A 13,666-nucleotide genomic window follows, 5' to 3' on the forward strand; every position below is an offset into this window, starting at 1 on the left:
TGCCGGTTATAGCAGGAGCCCCTGGTGAGCCCCCGGAGTCACCAGGCGCGCCCGGCCTCGATCAGCACGTCGCGTACGCGGATGACGTCGGGATTGTCGGGGCGGCCCGGGCGCTGGACGAGGTAGGCGGTGTTGATGGGCGGGTCCTCCGGTTCGTGCAGCGGCACGAGGGCGCCGGTGGCCAGCTCGGTCTGGCAGAGATAGCGCGGCAGGACGCTGAACCCCGCTCCGGCGACGACCGCGGCGAGCACCCCGCGCAGATCGGGGACGGTCACGGCGGCGGGGCAGGACAGCCGCGCCCCGAACACGTGCCGCCAGTAGCGGCGGGCGATGGGAAGATCCTCGGCGTACGTGACCAGGGGGACGGGATGCAGTGCGGCCGGCCCCTCCAGGGCGATGCGTTCCCTGACGCGGTCGGCCCAGACCGGGGCCGCGACCAGGACGAACTCCTCGTCGCTGAGGGGTACGGCGGTCAGCGCCCGCCCGCGCGGCCGGAACGTGGCGATCACCAGGTCGTGCCGGCCGGCGCGCAGCTCGTCGAGGAGCGGCTCGGTCAGACCCGGGCCGACCCTCAGCCGTACGCCTTCGGCCGTCAGTGGGGCGAGGGCGGGCAGGACGCGCGTGCAGAGCAGCTCGGCGGGGCCCGCGAGGTGGACGGGCGCGGCCCGCTCGTGGGGCGCGGTCTCGTGCCCGGTCGCGGCGGCGAGCGCGTCGAGCGGCCCGGCGACCCGGGCCGCGAGGTCGTGGGCGACGGTGGTCGGGGCGACGCCGCGCGGCAGCCGCTCGAACAGCTCACGGCCGGTCTGCCGCTCCAGGGCGCGGATCTGGGTGGTCACCGTCGGCTGCGACAGACCGAGCAGCCCGGCGCCGGCGGTGAACGAACCCGAGCGGTAGACCGCGAGGAAGGTCCGCAGCAGGTTCAGGTCGGCCGGCGGCTGCGCCGCGCCGCCCGCCACGCCATCGGAATCCTTATGTCTCACGGGCCAAGCCTAACCAGGGCCTATGGGTGGACGGCGGCCCCGCCCCGGAAGGTGCGCCGGTAGGCGAGCGGGGAGACGCCGATCGCCGCGTGGAGGTGCTGGCGCAGGGAGGTGCCGGTGGCGAAGCCGACCTGGCCCGCGATGTCGTCCACGGCGAGGTCCGTGGACTCCAGGAGATGCCGGGCGCGGGCCACTCGCTGCTGGATCAGCCAGCGGCCGGGGCTCATGCCGACCTCGTCGTTGAACCGGCGGGCGAAGGTCCGCAGGCTCATCCGGGCGTGGTCGGCGAGCGTGCTGAGCGCCAGCGGCTCGTGCAGGTTCTCCAGGGCCCACTGCCGGGTCGCCGAGGTGTCGTTGGCGGTGGTCTCGGGCACGGGCTGCTCGATGTACTGGGCCTGCCCGCCGTCCCGCCAGGGCGGCACGACGCACACCCGGGCCACGAAGTTCGCGACGGCGGTGCCGTGGTCCTTCCGGACGAGGTGCAGGCAGACGTCCACGCCGGACGCGGCGCCCGCCGAGGTCAGCACGTCTTCGTCGTCGACGAACAGCACGTCCGGGTCGAGCGCCACCTGCGGGAACCAGTCGCGGAAGACGGGGGCGAGCGCCCAGTGCGTGGTGGCGGGGCGGCCGTCCAGGAGCCCGGCGGCGGCGAGGACGAAGGCGCCCGTGCAGATGGACACGATCCGTGCCCCGGCGGGCACCGAGGCCAGCGCCGCGCTGACGGCGGCGGGGAGCTCGCGGGAGAGGAGAGCCATGTCGAAGGGCGGAAGGATCACGGTGTCGGCCGTGGCGAGCACCTCCGGCCCGTGCTCGACGGTCACCGAGAAGTCGGAGTTGGTACGGACGGGCCGGCCGTCCACCGAGCAGGTCAGGACCTCGTAGTGCTCGTCCACCGCACCGAACACCCGGCTCGGGATGCCCAGCTCGAAGGGGTAGACGCCGTCCAGGGCGAGGACGACGACGCGATGACGGTCACCCGTGGCAGGACTCATGGCAGGATCCCTTCGGAAGATGGCAATCATGCCATGGTACGGAGTGGGGGTCGACGGCGAGTCTGGACGGCATGACGAATCAGCCCACCATGCGCGCCATCAGCCAGGACACCCACGGAACCCCCGACGTCCTCCGGGAGGTCGTGGTCCCGCGGCCCGTGCCCGGCCCCAGCCAGATCCTCGTCGCCGTCCGCGCGGCCGGCGTCAACCCGACCGACTGGAAGCACCGCGCCGGTCCCCTCTTCCTCGACCGCTTCCCCCTCGTCCTCGGCTGGGACGTCTCCGGCGTCGTGGAGTCCGTCGGCTACGGCGTGACCGTGTTCAAGCCCGGCGACGAGGTCTTCGGGATGCTGCCCTACCCGTTCGGCGTCGGCTCCCACGCCGAGTACGTGACCGCCCCCGCCCGCGCCTTCGCCCACAAGCCGGCCGAGCTCGACCACGTGCAGGCCGGCGCCCTGCCGCTCGCCGCCCTCACCGCGTACCAGGCGATCGTCGACACCGCCCAGGTCGGCCCCGGCCGGCGGGTCCTGATCCACGCGGCCGCCGGCGGCGTCGGCCACCTCGCCGTCCAGATCGCCAAGGCCCGGGGCGCGTACGTCATCGGCACCGCCAGCGCCCCCAAGCACGAGCTGGTCCGCTCCCTCGGCGCCGACGAGGTCATCGACTACCGCACCACGGACTTCGCTGAGGTCGTCCAGGACATCGACATGGTCCTCGACCCGATGTCCGGCGACACCCGCTCCCGCTCCCTCGACGTCCTCCGCCCCGGCGGCACGCTCGTCTCCCTGCTCCCGCCCACCGACCCGGACGAGCCGGCGAAGGCGGCGGCGCGGGGCGTCCGCGTGGAGACCCTCCTCGTCGAGGCGGACCACGCCGGCATGAACGCCATCGCCGCCCTCGCGGCCTCCGGCGCCCTCCGCCCCCACATCGAGGCCGTCTTCCCCCTCGCCGAAGCCGCCAAGGCCCACACCCTCGGCGAAACGGAGCGCACCACGGGCAAGCTCGTCCTCACCGTGGACGGCGGAACGGCGGACGGCGGACCGACCGGAGCGTGAGACCTACGCCCGCGTGCCGGACGCCGTGAAGAAGGGGACCGCCAGGAAGAAGCGGTCCCCGGCGGCCCGGGCGGTCTGGTCCGCCGTCCAGGCCGCCGCCTGCCCGGGGGTGACGGCGCCGGTCCGTACCGCCGACTCCGCGAGCCCCGTCGCCAGGGGGAGCCAACGGGCGTCGGTGAGGACGGCCGTGGAGACCTCCACCGCCACGTCCCGGAAGCCGTGGTCCAGGAGCAGGCCGCGAAAGCGGCGCACGACGCGCGGTCCGGTGACCAGGTCCGCGCGCGCGTGCACGATCCTCCGGGTCAGGGCGCCGTCCTCGGCGTCGAGGACGCAGGTGTCCCAGTCCTGTCCGGTGAGCACGGCCCGCCCGCCCGGCGCGAGAACCCGGCGCGCCTCGGCGAGCGCCGCCGCCGGATCGGGCAGCTCGTGCAGCACCTTGTCGGCGCGGTACGCGTCCCACGCGCCGTCCTCGTAGGGCAGCGCGGCCGCCTCCGCGACGGCGAACGCATGCCCCGGGTGGCGGCGCCGGGCCGCGTCGACCATCTCCTCGTCCCGGTCGACACCGGCGGCGAGCGCCCCGAGCGCGGCGGCCTCCGCGACGGCGAGACCCCCGCCGCAGCCCACGTCGAGCAGACGGGTGCCGGCCGCCACGCCCAGGAGGCCGTACGAGCGGGCGCGCAGCGCGGCCGCCCCCGGGGCGCGGTCGACGGCGTCGAGGACGGCGAGCAGAGAAGGACGGTGGTCGCGGCCCGAACCGGCCGCAGGCGTGATGGACATGGCGACCACGCTCGTGGTTAATGCCGACATGAAGTCAAGCGGTACGTCCCCGGCCGTCCTCACGATGAGCATCGGCGAACTCGCGGGCCGCTTCGGTCTCGCCACGCACGTGCTGCGGCACTGGGAGTCCGCCGGACTCCTCGCGCCGGCGCGTGACGCCCACGGCCGCCGTCGCTACGACGACAGCCACCTCACCCGCGTCGCCGTCGTCCTGCGGGCCAAGCGGGCGGGCCTCGCCCTCGACGACATCCGGGAGCTGCTGCGGACCGGCGACCCCGGCGCGCGCCGGCGGCGGCTCGAAGCGCATCGCGAGGAGCTCAGGCGCCGGGTGGCGCAGGCGCAGGCCTGTCTCGACCTGGTCGAATGCGCGCTGGGCTGCGCCCACGACGATCTCGCCGACTGCCCCCGGTTCCGGGAGGTCGTCGCCGCCACGGCCGACGGCGAAGAGATCCCCGCCGCGACCGGTACGAGCGGGGCTACTCACTGGTACGGTCCCTGACCAGCCGGCGCTCCACGAGGGAGCCGCCGGAGCCGGGTGAGGGGCGGATCGATGACGACACGGCCGACGACGGGGGTGCTCCCCGAAGGGCTTGCCGAGGCGATACGCGGGACCGCCGAGGACATCGCGGCGGTCCTGCGCGCGCCGGCGCCCGGCGGACGCCCGGCGGAGGCCCTGCCCGTGCCCCGCTCGACCTGGACGGTCGGGCAGGCCGCCGCCCACCTGGCGCAGGCGAACGCCCTCATGGCCGACCTGGCCGGCGGCCACGAGCGCCCCTACGGCGACGGCACTCCCGGCAGCCTGGCGGAGGCCAACGAAACCGCCCTCGCCGGGTTCGGTGAACGGGCGCCCGGCCCGCTCGCCGAGACGATCACGGCCCAGGCCGCCGCGTTCCTCGCGCGCGTGGAGGAGCGCGACCCGGCCGAGCCGCTCTCCACGCCGCTGGGCCGCATGAGCCCGGCCGTCCTCGGCTCGTACCTGCTGACCCATATGCTCGGCCACGGCTATGACCTCGCCCTCGCCCTGGACCGCCCCCACATGCTCGACGCCCGTCGGGTCGCGCTCACCCTGCCCTTCATGGTGGAGGCGATGCCCCGGGTCGCGGACCCGGCCGCCGTCGCCGGTCTGACCGCGAGCTTCGCCGTACGGCTCCGGGGCGGCCCGAGCTTCGGCGTCACCGTCACGGACGGCGCGGTCACGACCGGCCACGAGCCGCCGGCCCGTCCCGACTGCACGATCCTCACGGAGCCGGTCGCCTTCCTCCTCCTCGGCCTCGGGCGGCTCGACCCCTGGCCGGTGATCGCCCGGGGCAAGGCGCTCGGCTGGGGCCGCAAGCCCTGGCTCGCGCCCCGCTTCCCCCGGTTCTTCCGCGCGCCCTGACCCCGTCCCCGCGCGTTCTCGTCCCCGGCGATGGATCCTGGAGGTATCGGAAGGGGCCGCGCCTCGGTTCCGCGCGACCCGGCGATGCGAGGAGGCGGACGATGAGCCGCACGCTGGAGTGGACGGTCGGCGTGGAACTGACCGAGGAAAGCGGCAGGACGAAGGCCGAGGCCCGGCTGAACACCGGCACCTCGACCATCACGGGGCACGGCTCCGCGCGGTGCAACCCGGCGGACGTGGACGTGCCGGCGATCGGCGACGACCTTGCCGCGAGCCGGGCCATGAAGGACCTGGCCGGCAAGCTCATGCGGGAGGCCAACCGGGAGATGGAGGCGGTGGGCGCCGGGACCGTACCCCAGCACACCGGCCCCGGATACGGCTGGCCGGAGGCGGTCTCCTGACGGAACCGCCTCCCGCCCCGGGAGCCCGACGGGCGGGCGCCGCCCGGCCGGGCTTCCGGGGCATGCCCTGAGGGGGTTCGTCCCGCCCCGACGGTGACGGAACCCGGAGCGTCGGCCTACGGGGCGTCGACCTGGGGAGCGCCGTCACCTTCCCCGTACGCCATCCGGTCCACGACCTCCACCACCCCGTCCACCGTCTCGCACAGGCGCACCAGGATCGGGCCGAGGCCCGGGCGTTCGAGGGTGCCGCTCAGCGTCACCCGGCCCTCGTCGACGTCGATGTGCACGGCCGAGGGGGAGAGGCGCAGGATGCGCACGATCACGTCCTCGCGGATCTCCTCCTGGATGGAGCGGTCCCTCCGCAGGAACAGCTGGAGCAGGTCGCTGCGGCTGAGCACCCCGATCAGCCGGCCGTCCGCGTCCACGACCGGGAGCCGCTTCACCCGGTGCCGTTCCATCAGACGGGCCGCCTCGACGGCCGTCCAGGAGGGCCGGGCCGTCACGGCCGGGCTCGACATCATGGCCTCCGCCGAGCTCGGTCCGTCCTTCGCGGTGTGCCTGCGCAGCAGGTCCGCCTCGGAGACGACGCCCACGGGCCGGTTCTCCTCGTCGACCACCGGGACCGCGGTGATGCCGTACTCGTCGAGGAGCCGCGCGATCTCCTTGAACGAGGTCCCCCGCTGCACCGCGACCGCGGTGGGCGTCATCAGGTCCGCGACACTGCGGTGCCTCATCGTCCGTTCCGTCCCTTCTGCGTGCCTGCTTCCATGATCCCGCACCGGGCGGGAAAGGCGGTGCGGCGGGGTGCGTCCGGGGGCTTGTGGGCTTGACGCGACCATGGTTACCTCCGGTAAGTCGTCGTCGTGCCACGGAAGAAGGACCCCCCATGCCCTCTCCCCGCCCGTCCGGGACCCGCCGCTTTCTCGGAGCCCTCGCAGCCGCCCTCGCGCTCGTCACCACCTCGGGCGGCACCGGAGCCGCCGCCCCCGCCGGACTCCAGGAGGTGATGTTCGTCGGCAACAACTGGGACGGCACCGCCGACGTCATCGCCTCCCGCGGCGACCTCCACCGCCTCGGGCGCGTGAACGTGATCCCGGACAAGGAGGAGCGCCTCCGCGAGATCTACCTGAACCCCGTCAAGCTCGCCTACTTCCTCGGTGTCCGCAGCGGACCGGGCGAGGGCCACGACCAGTTCGTCGACGACATGTACGCGACCCCCGACGGTTCCGCCATGGTCGTCTCCCGACCGAGCTTCGCCGACGTCGTCTCCCTCGACCTGCGGACCGGGCGGATCAACTGGCGCTTCCCCGTGGCCGGCTACCGCGCCGACCACATGGCCGTCTCGCCCGACGGCACCCGCGTCGCGGTCTCCGCCTCCACCGCGAACACCGTGCACGTCCTGGACATCGCCACCGGACGCCAGGTCGGCTCCTTCAAGACCGGCGACAAGCCCCACGAGAACGTCTTCACCTCCGACGGCCTGCTCTGGAACATGTCGATCGGCGAGGTCACCACCGCGCTCGACGCCCCCTGGCTCGACTGGACCAAGGGCGACCGGAAGATCACCGTCGTCGACGCCCGCACCTTCGAGACCGTCCGCGTCATCGACATGCGCGACCGCCTCGACGCCTTCGGGCGCGGTGACCTCTCCGACGCCGTCCGCCCGCTCGTCTTCACCCCGGACGAGAAGAAGATCTACTTCCAGGTCTCCTTCTTCAACGGCTTCCTGGAGTACGACGTCGACTCCGACCGCATCACCCGCCTCAAGAACCTCCCCGGCAACCCGGCGACCGACCCCGACCGCACCACCTGGGTCAACGACTCGCGCCACCACGGCCTTTCGATCAGCCCCGACGGCGACAAGCTCTGTGTCGCCGGGACGATGGACGACTACGTCACCGTGGTCGACCGCGCCACCCTCCAGCAGGGCCCGCTCGTCCCCGCCTCCAAGCCCTACTGGGCGACCGTGAGCGGCGACGGCACGTCCTGCGTCATCTCCGAGAGCGGCGCCGACCGGGTGACCGCGATCGACTTCGCCACCGGCCGGCGGGTCGCCTCCGTCGACGTCGGCGACCACCCCCAGCGGGTGCGGCTCGCCCGCGTGCCCGCGGACTGGTCCGGCCCCGCGGCCGGCTGACGCTCCGTACGCCACTCCTCACGACAAAGGGGCTGTCGGATCCGGATCCGGATCCGACAGCCCCTTTCCCCTTGGGCTCAGGACCTGTTGACGACCACCTCGTAGAGCGAGTAGCCCCAGTCCGTGGCCCGCTTCACCCCGTGGACGCGTACGTACCGGGCCGGCTGCGAGGCGAACTCCGCCGTGTCGTAGCCACCGTCACCCGCGTCCGTGGACCACACGTCCCGCCAGGTCGTGCCGTCCTCCGACAGCTCGATCCGGTACGCGCGCGCGTAGGCCCGCTCCCAGTCGAGCGTGACCCGCCCGACCCGGCGCACCGAGCCCAGGTCCACCCGGAGCCACTGGTCGTCCGACCACTCGCTGGCCCAGCGGGTCCCCGTGTCGCCGTCGACCGTGAGCCCCGGCGAGAAGTTCACGAAGGGGTTCCACCACTGCGTGGTCGAGGCCGACGCCGGCTGCCCGGCCGCCAGGTTCACACCCGGCTCGTGGTCCTCGGTCCGCTTCCACGTGGTCAGGTACGACTCCGCTCCGTGCGACAGCTCGTCCACGACGCCCTGGCCACCGGGGGTGAGCCTGATCTGCTCGATCCAGTCCGGGACGAGACCGTTGTGCGCGGCGCCGTCCGTGTTGAGGTCCCAGGTGCGCTCGCCCGTGACCTGGCGGTCGAGGACCGAGCCTCCGTCGAAGCTGCGGAACGGGTACTTCACCGCGTTCGGCGCGTCCGCCCCGACCGGACCCGGCCAGCCGCCGACCCCGTTCATGTCCGTGCCGTAGCCGAACCCGACCCCGTACTTCTTCCGCAGCTCCGCCTTCTGCGACGCCTCGCCGACGAAGCCCTCGGCGCTGTGCATGTACGAGGCGGCGAACCCGCCGAGGCGGTAGAGACGCTCGGTCCAGTCCAGGTCCATCCAGCTGTGGCTGGACAGGACGCCGGGGTACTCCTCGGCCTCCAGCATGTCCAGCGCCCGTCCCGCGGCCTTGACGCTCATGTGGTCCAGCTCCAGCATCATGCCGCGCTGGATCATGCCCTTCAGGGCGTACTCACCGAGCCGCGTCAGACCCCGGGTGTTGCACTTGGCGTCGGAGGCGTACGAGGGGACGCTCACCCCGGCCGGCAGCTTCTCGGCCATCGCGGCCGGCGCGGCGGCGAGGCCGATCGGATTGTCGTGCTGCGGGCCCGCGCACTTCTCGGTGGCCCAGAAGGTGCCCGTCGAGAGGAACTGGCCGATGTTGACCGCCACGCCCGTCGTCCCGCTGTCGAAGCGGACGCCGCAGAGCGCGTTGTCGAACTTGTGGCAGAGGAACATGCTGCGCACGCCGAGCGCGTACAGCTCGTCGAGGCCCTGGTCGATGTCCGCCTGGCTGCACTGCGCGATGTCGAGGATCTGCTTGCAGCCGAAGGGCTCCGAGGTCTCCACGCCGAGGACGACGGCGAGCTTGCCCTGCTGGATCACCGAGCGGGCCTGGTCGGCGCTGGTGACGATCCGGAACCAGCCCTTGCCGGGGCCGCCGTACATCCCGTCGATGTAGTCCTGCAGCTCGTACGTCTTGCGGGCCTCCAGGCGGATCGCGGTCATCTCGTCGCAGGTGCGGTCGCGGGGCAGGAGCGAGCAGATCAGACCGTTGGTCACCAGGTCGTTGACGAGCACCCGCTGCCCGCCGCGCCAGGCGCGCTCGACCCAGGCGTAGTAGTTCTGCTGGTGGCTGAGCGAGTTGTGGGCGGGCCAGTCCTTGAACGTGGGCCAGCCGACCGGGTCGTGCTTCCCGTTGTCACCGCCCGTGAGGTGCTCGAAGAGCGCCCCCGAGCCGTCCGGGTAGTGCTCGGGACAGTCCTTGAGGGCGTCGGCGACGCCGGCCGTCGAGAACGTCTGCCCGCAGATCATCCGGCCGCCGAAGCCCTCGTTGGACATCAGGTGGTTGTGCGCGTCGACGAACCCGCGCACCTTGCCCTGTGCGTCCGTTCCCTTGAACGGCTCACCCGTGACGTTGATCTGCGAGTCGGGCGCGGGCCGGGACGTGGCGTCCCACCACGTACCACCGGCGGCGGCGGGGACCGGAGCGGAGCCGAACAGCACCGCGGCGAGGGCGAGGAACAGCGCCAGGAGGGCGGATCTGCCGCCGGTCCTGCGCGAGAAAGATCGAGTCATGTTGTGCGAGGCCTCCGGACGGTGGGGGTGTACCGGGCGCCCCGAGGATCGCGTTACCGGGGGTACGAGTCAAGAGTCCGGGTCAAATGACCTGTTGAAGTTCTGCAGGTGCCGCCTCGTTCTCAACCCTCGATCAGGGACACGAGTTGATCGGCCGTGAGGTCCAGGTTCCCGGCGGCCACCTTGTCGTCGCCGAGCACGAGGTACTGCAGGGTGAGCCCGTCGATCGCCGCCGCCAGATACCGTGCGAGCACCTCCACCGGCACCCGGGGCTCGACGCCGCGCACCCCGCGGACCTGCTCGATCAGCGCCGACGCCGACGCCACGTACTGCTCGTACTGGGCGCGCGCCAGATGCTCGAACCCGGGCTCCCGCAGGGCGTACTGGGTGAGGTCGTACGTCAGCATGTGCTCGCCCGGATGGGCCGTGACGTGGTCCCAGTACGTCTGCAGAGCACCCCGGACGGTCTCGCGCAGCGTCGCGCCCGGCTCGACCGCCGACATCACGCGCGCCACGTAGTTGCCGGTGATCGTCTCGATCGCGGCTTCGAGGAGCGCCTGCTTGGAGTCGAAGCAGTAGTGGAAGACGCTCAGCGAGACCCCGGCCTCGGCGCAGATCGAGCGGGTGGTGGTCCGGGCGACGCCGTCCCTGGTCATCGCCCTGATCGCCGCCTCGACCAGCTGCCTGCGTCGTTCGGCCGACGGCATCCGCGCCATGGTTCCTCCTCGCGTCCGGCGCAAAGGGTAACCGCAGCACCCACGCCTTCCCCCGCCGGTCCCGTGCGCGACGGGACCGGCTCAGCGAGCCGTCAGGGGGTGTACGGGGTGTCGCTGTGGTGGAGTTCGGTCAGGGTGGGTTCCGTCACGCGGTACACGGCGGAGCGGCGGATCGTCACGACGGCCGAGGGCTCGGAGTCCCCGCGCGTCAGGTAGACGACGGTCGCCTGGCGCGGTGCCGGTGAGGAGACGTCGATCGACACCACGGGGGTGCGGTCGCCGAGCGAAGCGGCTGCCACGGGCACCGGGGTGCCGGAATCGTTGCGCCAGGTGACGAGTCCGAAGAACTTGCCCGTGCCGCCGGTCGTGACCTTGACGGCCGCCACGGCGTCCTCGGCGGGGTCGCCCGTCATGTCCCCGATGCCGCACTGCGGCTGGAGCTCGATCACCACGCCGTCGCCCTCCCACCGTCCGTCGGTGAAGGCGACCGTCCCTGCCGGGGCGTCGGGGAAGTGGAAGGACGGAGTCTGCAGCGCCGCGTTCCGCAGCTGGTCACACGTCAGCGCGCCCGCCGAGGTGTCCTCGCCCGGCTCCGTCGGCTCCGTCGGCTTCTTCGACGCCGTCGGCGACGGCTTGGCCGATTCCTTTCCCTTGCCCTTCCCCGGAGCCTTCGAGGCGCCGGCGGACTTGTCGGGCTTGGGACCGGCACCCGCTCCGTCGCCTCCCGTGTCCTGGCAGCCCACCGTGACCGATGCCAGCATCATGGCCGTGATCAGCCACGTTCCCCGTGCCGACCGGCGTCTGTTCCCGTTCACCACAGGACCCCCTTTGTGTCCGTTCGCGCCGTCCGTCCGCCGTCCGGCAGGTCCGAAGACGCACTGTTCCGCACCGCGGTTGCGGGTGCGGGGCAGCGAGGAGGGCAAGGGCACCGTGGCCTGTACTCGTCCCCACGGCCGGAGATAATAAGCCTTCCCGTTCTCCCGCCTCCCGAAGAGCCGCCGTGACCGACAGCACCACCGCACTCCAGTCCACCGACCGGGCAGAGATACGCGCCGACCGCCGGCGGCTCGTCGCATCGGTCCGGGCCCATCGCCGCCTCCTCGACGGGCGGCGCCCCTTCGAACTCGCCGACCGCCGGCGGCTGAACCGCGAGGCCGGGGCGCGGTCCCGCGCGGAGGCCCGGCACGGCAAGGCCCTCCAGCGGATCCACGAGAAGCGCGCCAGGAGCGAGCGGTCGCTCACCGCGCAGCTGAACGGCCTGGACGGGAAGCGCGCCGGGCGGGAGCGCCAGGCGCTCGCCGTACTGCGCCGCGAAGCGATCGAACGCTCGCTCCGCGGCACGCGCCTGACGGCGAGCGAGGTGAACGGCGTCGGCACCGGACTCGTCCGCGACCTCGCGGCACAGGGCATCAGGACGGCCGCCGACTTCAAGCGGGTCAGCTGGGGCAAGGCCCCCAACGGGCGGGGCGGCGACGTCCTCTACATCCACCGCACCCAGGGCCGCAAGGTCCACATCAACGGCATCGGCGAGCACCGCGGCAGGCCCCTGATGGAGTGGCGGCGAGCCGCCGTCGCCCGGGCGGAGGCCCGCGCGCCGAAGGAACTGCCGCCGGACGAGCGGCACCGCATCGAGGAGATCATCGAGAACGAACGGGTACGCCTCCAGGCGGACCTCGCCGAGGTCCCCGGGACCGCCGAGGCCGCCCGCGCCGAAGCCGAACAGCTGCACGCGGAGCGCCTGGCGGAGCTGACCGACGCCGAGTGCGAGGCGGCGCAGGAGGCCGCGCGGCGCAGGGCCGGGTTCGACGAGATGGCGGAGCAGCTGCTCGCGCTCCGGGCCGAACTGGCCGCCCACGTCGACCGGTACGGCGATCTCGGGTTCCGCGAGCGCCGGGCGCGCTCCCGGGCCCTCCGCCCGGTCCCGCCCGCGCCACCGGCGATCCCGGCCCCTCGCACACCGGAGGGGGAGCCGGCCGGGACCGCGCCGGGTTCCGTGGCCGAGGCCCTGCCCGAACCCGGCGTCCGGGCGAGCCTCGGCTGGCTCGTGCCAGTCGCCCTCTTCGCCATGACCGCGCTGTTCGGCGCCGGCGTGACGGACGCGACGCCCCTCTGGTTCGTCCTCTCGGGCCGCCTGGTGGCGCTGGTGATGACCGCGGAGCTGCTGCGGCTGTGGATCCCGCGCAGGGACTGGCGGACGGCGGACGCCATGCCCGCCGGCACCGGGTTCCTCGCGACGGGCGTGTTCCTGGGTCTCGTGGCCGCGAGCATGTTCGCGGATCCGCTCCACGCGGCCGCCGGCGCCCCCTGGGCCCTGGCGGTCGTGTCCGTGCTCCTGGTGGTGGCGGGCGCGGTCCGGCGCGCGGGTACGGGATCGGGACCGGCCGTGTCCGGCTGAGGTCAGTCCCGTTCCGGGAGTTCCCGGCCCAGGACCTCGCGGAGTGCGGCGACCGCGTGGGCCCGGTGCTCGTCGAGCCAGCGGACGGTGGCCTCCTCGTCGCCGTGACGGAGCGAGGAGATCACGGCGCGGTGCTCCCGCACGGCCTGCTTCCGATGCGTGGGCTCGGTGTAGTACAGCGAGCGGTACGCGTCGGTGGCGTCCCACAGGGTCGTGATGAGGCGGACCAGGCGCGGCATCCCCGACGCCTCGATGAGGGTGAAGTGGAAGAGTCGGTTCGCCGTCGCCATCGCGGCCACGTCCCCCTCACCGGCGGCCCGTTCCACCTCTCGCTGGATCCGTTCGAGCGTGCCGACCGTGCCCTCCGGCATCCACCGGACGGCCATGCGGACCGCCTCGGTCTCCAGGAGCTCCCGGATCCGGTAGATCTCCTCCAGGTCGTCGAGGGAGAGCTCCGCGACGAAGTAGCCCCGGTGCACGTGATGGACCACCAGGCCCTCGGCCTCCAAGGCCTTCAGCGCCTCCCGGAGTGGCACCCGGCTCACCTCGAACCGGGCCGCCAGGGCCTCCTGGCGGATCGGCCCGCCGGGCCTGAGCTCCCCACTGGTGATGGCGCGCCGCAGTTCCTCCAGGACGAACTGCTGGGCGGTCTGCGGCCGCCGCTTCTGCACCGCGCTGCTCATCGCCT

At 73.2% G+C, this 13,666-nt stretch carries 14 protein-coding genes; 6 read left to right on the forward strand and 8 right to left on the reverse strand.

The annotated features are described in order from the left end of the window. Window positions 1–38 precede the first annotated feature (38 nt). Both AC07AW_RS39070 and AC07AW_RS39075 read right to left on the reverse strand, forming a co-directional pair. A complete protein-coding gene (locus AC07AW_RS39070; protein ID WP_478820219.1) occupies window positions 39–980 on the reverse strand; it encodes a LysR family transcriptional regulator in 942 nt (313 codons plus the stop codon). 20 nt (window positions 981–1,000) lie between these two features. Then, complete coding sequence (locus AC07AW_RS39075; RefSeq protein WP_478820220.1) at window positions 1,001–1,972, reverse strand: GlxA family transcriptional regulator; 972 nt, start codon at window positions 1,970–1,972, stop codon at window positions 1,001–1,003. Window positions 1,973–2,061: 89 nt separating this feature from the next. Between AC07AW_RS39075 and AC07AW_RS39080 the strand changes: the two genes are divergently transcribed. After that, window positions 2,062–3,027, forward strand: a complete 966-nt coding sequence (locus AC07AW_RS39080; protein WP_478820292.1) for an NADP-dependent oxidoreductase — start codon at window positions 2,062–2,064, stop codon at window positions 3,025–3,027. A gap of 3 nt (window positions 3,028–3,030) precedes the next feature. On the opposite strand, the gene AC07AW_RS39085 is transcribed toward AC07AW_RS39080, so the two are convergent. Continuing rightward, window positions 3,031–3,804 carry a methyltransferase domain-containing protein gene (locus AC07AW_RS39085; protein ID WP_478820221.1) on the reverse strand — a complete coding sequence of 258 codons (774 nt, stop codon included), beginning with the start codon at window positions 3,802–3,804 and terminating at the stop codon, window positions 3,031–3,033. Between AC07AW_RS39085 and AC07AW_RS39090 the strand changes: the two genes are divergently transcribed. The 3 genes from AC07AW_RS39090 to AC07AW_RS39100 all read left to right on the forward strand — a co-directional run bounded on the left by AC07AW_RS39090 (window position 3,803) and on the right by AC07AW_RS39100 (window position 5,583). Further along, on the forward strand, window positions 3,803–4,303 hold the full coding sequence (locus AC07AW_RS39090) for a MerR family transcriptional regulator (protein ID WP_478820222.1): 501 nt from the start codon (window positions 3,803–3,805) through the stop codon (window positions 4,301–4,303). The two genes, AC07AW_RS39085 and AC07AW_RS39090, sit on opposite strands and share 2 nt — an antisense overlap. A 51-nt stretch (window positions 4,304–4,354) precedes the next feature. Continuing rightward, a complete protein-coding gene (locus AC07AW_RS39095; protein WP_478820223.1) occupies window positions 4,355–5,182 on the forward strand; it encodes a maleylpyruvate isomerase family mycothiol-dependent enzyme in 828 nt (275 codons plus the stop codon). A gap of 101 nt (window positions 5,183–5,283) precedes the next feature. Next, the gene (locus tag AC07AW_RS39100) at window positions 5,284–5,583 is read left to right on the forward strand and encodes a DUF1876 domain-containing protein (protein WP_478820224.1); all 300 of its coding nucleotides are present in this window, start codon (window positions 5,284–5,286) and stop codon (window positions 5,581–5,583) included. Between the two features lie 116 nt (window positions 5,584–5,699). Here AC07AW_RS39100 and AC07AW_RS39105 read toward each other — a convergent pair whose 3' ends face one another. After that, window positions 5,700–6,317 (reverse strand): CBS domain-containing protein, encoded by a 618-nt coding sequence (locus AC07AW_RS39105; protein WP_478820225.1) that lies wholly within the window; start codon window positions 6,315–6,317, stop codon window positions 5,700–5,702. 152 nt (window positions 6,318–6,469) lie between these two features. On the opposite strand from AC07AW_RS39105, the gene AC07AW_RS39110 reads away from it, so the two are divergent. Then, window positions 6,470–7,720, forward strand: coding sequence for a YncE family protein (locus tag AC07AW_RS39110; protein ID WP_478820226.1), 1,251 nt, complete (start codon window positions 6,470–6,472; stop codon window positions 7,718–7,720). A gap of 77 nt (window positions 7,721–7,797) precedes the next feature. Here AC07AW_RS39110 and AC07AW_RS39115 read toward each other — a convergent pair whose 3' ends face one another. The 3 genes from AC07AW_RS39115 to AC07AW_RS39125 all read right to left on the reverse strand — a co-directional run bounded on the left by AC07AW_RS39115 (window position 7,798) and on the right by AC07AW_RS39125 (window position 11,347). Beyond that, window positions 7,798–9,867, reverse strand: a complete 2,070-nt coding sequence (locus AC07AW_RS39115; protein ID WP_478820227.1) for a galactose-binding domain-containing protein — start codon at window positions 9,865–9,867, stop codon at window positions 7,798–7,800. Window positions 9,868–9,989: 122 nt separating this feature from the next. Then, complete coding sequence (locus AC07AW_RS39120; protein ID WP_478820228.1) at window positions 9,990–10,583, reverse strand: TetR/AcrR family transcriptional regulator; 594 nt, start codon at window positions 10,581–10,583, stop codon at window positions 9,990–9,992. A gap of 92 nt (window positions 10,584–10,675) precedes the next feature. Further along, window positions 10,676–11,347 carry a hypothetical protein gene (locus AC07AW_RS39125; protein WP_478820229.1) on the reverse strand — a complete coding sequence of 224 codons (672 nt, stop codon included), beginning with the start codon at window positions 11,345–11,347 and terminating at the stop codon, window positions 10,676–10,678. A gap of 236 nt (window positions 11,348–11,583) precedes the next feature. Here AC07AW_RS39125 and AC07AW_RS39130 point away from each other — a divergent pair, with 236 nt between their 5' ends. Further along, entirely contained in the window at window positions 11,584–12,978 is a 1,395-nt protein-coding gene (locus AC07AW_RS39130; protein WP_478820230.1) for a hypothetical protein, read from the forward strand. Window positions 12,979–12,980: 2 nt separating this feature from the next. On the opposite strand, the gene AC07AW_RS39135 is transcribed toward AC07AW_RS39130, so the two are convergent. Further along, entirely contained in the window at window positions 12,981–13,661 is a 681-nt protein-coding gene (locus tag AC07AW_RS39135; protein WP_478820231.1) for a GntR family transcriptional regulator, read from the reverse strand. Window positions 13,662–13,666 lie beyond the last annotated feature (5 nt).

It is taken from the genome of Streptomyces sp. NPDC044003 (assembly GCF_056435185.1).

Coding starts and splice junctions, on each gene's coding strand:
- AC07AW_RS39075 (WP_478820220.1), bottom strand. CDS start 1,972: ATGAGTCCTGCCACGGGTGACCGTCATCGCGTCGTCGTCCTCGCCCTG.
- AC07AW_RS39080 (WP_478820292.1), top strand. CDS start 2,062: ATGCGCGCCATCAGCCAGGACACCCACGGAACCCCCGACGTCCTCCGG.
- AC07AW_RS39090 (WP_478820222.1), top strand. CDS start 3,803: ATGGCGACCACGCTCGTGGTTAATGCCGACATGAAGTCAAGCGGTACG.
- AC07AW_RS39085 (WP_478820221.1), bottom strand. CDS start 3,804: ATGTCCATCACGCCTGCGGCCGGTTCGGGCCGCGACCACCGTCCTTCT.
- AC07AW_RS39095 (WP_478820223.1), top strand. CDS start 4,355: ATGACGACACGGCCGACGACGGGGGTGCTCCCCGAAGGGCTTGCCGAG.
- AC07AW_RS39100 (WP_478820224.1), top strand. CDS start 5,284: ATGAGCCGCACGCTGGAGTGGACGGTCGGCGTGGAACTGACCGAGGAA.
- AC07AW_RS39105 (WP_478820225.1), bottom strand. CDS start 6,317: ATGAGGCACCGCAGTGTCGCGGACCTGATGACGCCCACCGCGGTCGCG.
- AC07AW_RS39110 (WP_478820226.1), top strand. CDS start 6,470: ATGCCCTCTCCCCGCCCGTCCGGGACCCGCCGCTTTCTCGGAGCCCTC.
- AC07AW_RS39115 (WP_478820227.1), bottom strand. CDS start 9,867: ATGACTCGATCTTTCTCGCGCAGGACCGGCGGCAGATCCGCCCTCCTG.
- AC07AW_RS39120 (WP_478820228.1), bottom strand. CDS start 10,583: ATGGCGCGGATGCCGTCGGCCGAACGACGCAGGCAGCTGGTCGAGGCG.
- AC07AW_RS39125 (WP_478820229.1), bottom strand. CDS start 11,347: ATGATGCTGGCATCGGTCACGGTGGGCTGCCAGGACACGGGAGGCGAC.
- AC07AW_RS39135 (WP_478820231.1), bottom strand. CDS start 13,661: ATGAGCAGCGCGGTGCAGAAGCGGCGGCCGCAGACCGCCCAGCAGTTC.